Source organism: Paraburkholderia podalyriae (genome assembly GCF_014397785.1).
GTDB lineage: Bacteria > Pseudomonadota > Gammaproteobacteria > Burkholderiales > Burkholderiaceae > Paraburkholderia > Paraburkholderia podalyriae.
The window spans coordinates 1-2380 of sequence record NZ_VZQQ01000184.1; the positions used below are offsets into that span (position 1 = coordinate 1).

At 63.0% G+C, this 2380-nt stretch carries 1 protein-coding gene and 1 pseudogene; both read left to right on the forward strand.

Going from position 1 to position 2380, the window contains the following annotated elements; genetic code table 11:
• The first annotated feature begins 392 nt into the window (after positions 1 to 392).
• Entirely contained in the window at positions 393 to 1916 is a 1524-nt protein-coding gene (gene istA / locus F6X42_RS42275) for an IS21 family transposase (protein WP_312893031.1), read from the forward strand.
• Positions 1917 to 1921: 5 nt separating this feature from the next.
• A pseudogene (locus tag F6X42_RS42280) lies at positions 1922 to 2281 on the forward strand (ATP-binding protein); the annotation flags it as partial.
• Positions 2282 to 2380 lie beyond the last annotated feature (99 nt).

The following is a 2380-nucleotide window of genomic DNA, read 5'->3' on the forward strand; positions in this document are numbered from 1 at the left end:
CAGGTCCGTGCCACCATTCCGGCCGAGATCCCACGTCCCGCCCCACGGGTTATTCAGTACATAGAGGTTGCCAGCGGCGTCCCTGCCGAGGCCCGTTACGCGCGTGAACCGCTTCGGTCCCACCTGGTGTCACGGATCGGCGTAATGAGGCCATTTCGGGATCGGCGTAATCGAGCCACCAGATGATCGCCGTAATCGAGCCAGTGCAGGATCGGCGTATTGGAGCCACTCGATGATCGGCGTATAGGAGCCACCTCAGGATCGGCGTAATCGGGCCACTTGACCGGCTCGTTGTTATGTCGGGCTGCAGCCCGAAACGCATTTCGAATTTCCGTAACCCGGTACCTTCGGATTCTTTGCCCGGAGGGCCGATGAGTAACAGGAGGTTCGAAGTGTTTGAGTATCGACAGGTTCTGGCGCGTATGCGTCAGGGCGATTCCGACCGCGACATTGCCGGCGCGCGCCTGATGGGGCGCAGCAAGCTGAAGACCGTACGGCAGGTCGCGCTCACCCACGGCTGGCTCGACCCAGGCAGGCCCTTGCCAGACGATGCCGAGCTCGCGGGCATCTTCGGCCGTGACCCGAAGGTGCCGCGTAGCCGCATCTCCACACTCGAGCCGTTTCGCGATCTGTTGCGCGGCTGGTTCGACGCCGACGTACAAGGCACTACGATCTTCAGTGCGCTGCAACGCAACCACGGTTACACCGGCAGCTATTCGGCAGTGCGCCGCTTCCTGCTGCACTTGAAGGCCGAGCGCGGCGTCACCGCAACGACGATCCTTGAGTGGGCGCCAGCTGACGCCGTGCAGGTGGACTTCGGCTCGGGGCCAGCGCTCACGCACGAGTCCGGCATCCCGCTCAAGACGTGGTTCTTCGTCATGACCCTGTGCTGGTCGCGGCATCAGTACGCCGAGATCGTACTGGACCAGACGGTCGAGACATGGCTGGCCTGCCACCGGCGTGCGTTCGAATGGTTCGGTGGCTGTCCAGGCCGCGTCATCATCGACAACGCGAAGTGCGCGATCATCAAGGCCTGCACGTACGATCCCGAGGTGCAGCGCTCGTATGCTTCGGCTGCCGAAGCATACGGTTTCCGGATCGACGCATGTCCGCCACGCGACCCGCAAAAAAAGGGAATCGTTGAATCGGGCGTCAAATACGTCAAACGATCCTTCGTGCCGCTGCGCGAGTTCCGCGATCTCGCCGATGCCAACCGGCAGTTGCGCGACTGGGTGATGCAGCAGGCCGGTGTGCGCGATCACGGCACGACACGTGAACAGCCATTGACGCGATTTACGATCGAGCGCCCGCTGCTCACGCCGCTGCCCGATGTGCCGCCGGTGCTCGCCGTGTGGAGCGAGGTCAAGGTGCATACGGATGGACACGTCGTCTACAGGAAGGTGTTGTATTCCGTGCCGTTCACGCTGGTGGGCAAGCAATTGTGGCTGAAGGCGACCGACACAGTGGTGCAGGTGTTCCACCGGCATGAACTCGTCGCAACACACGTGCGCAAGCGCAAGCCCGGCGATCGCTCAACGGTACGGGACCACCAGCCACCTGAAGCACAGGCCTGGCTTGAGCACGACCCGCAGTGGTGTCTGGCCCGGGCAAAGGAGATCGGGCCAGCCTGCCACGCGGTGATTCTCGCGCTGTTCAACGATACGGTGCTCGTGAACCTGCGCGGCGCGCAGGGCATCGTGCGTATGCGCGAGAAGTACGGCGATGCACGACTGAATGCCGCCTGCGAACGCGCGCTCACGTTCGCCAGCCCGAAGTACCGCACCATCAAGACCATTCTCGACAAGGGGCTGGACAGCCAGCCTGCGGCGGCCCCGGCGCAAACGCCGGCACCCGCCGACACCTATCTGAACGGCGGCCGCTTCGGCCGCGACCTCCAATCTATCCTGCTGCATTGAACATCATGAATCCGAGTCCAGAACTGAATTCCATCCTCAAGCAATTGCGCCTCTCGGGCATCCTCGACTCGCTCGAGCAGCGCAACCGGCAGGCCATCGACGGGCAGCTTGCCTACACCGAATTCCTCGCCATGCTGTTGCACGACGAGGTTGCGCGGCGCGACCAGAAGAAACTCGGCGCGCGGCTCGCCCGCGCCGGCTTCGCGCTGGGCAAGACGCTCGAGAGCTTCAACTTTGACCTGCTGCCCAAGCTCAATCGGGCGCACATTCACGATCTGGCCACGGGCCGCTACATCGACGAGAAGGTCTGCATTCTGATGGTCGGCCAAACGGGCGTCGGCAAGTCGCAGGTATCTATAGCAGTGCGGGGTTGACGCCGAGGGCCAAGTCGATGATGGGGCTGCAAGGCGCCTCGACGAAGTGATCGCGGGTCGACCTCGTACCATCGAATTCAATAGCTTCTT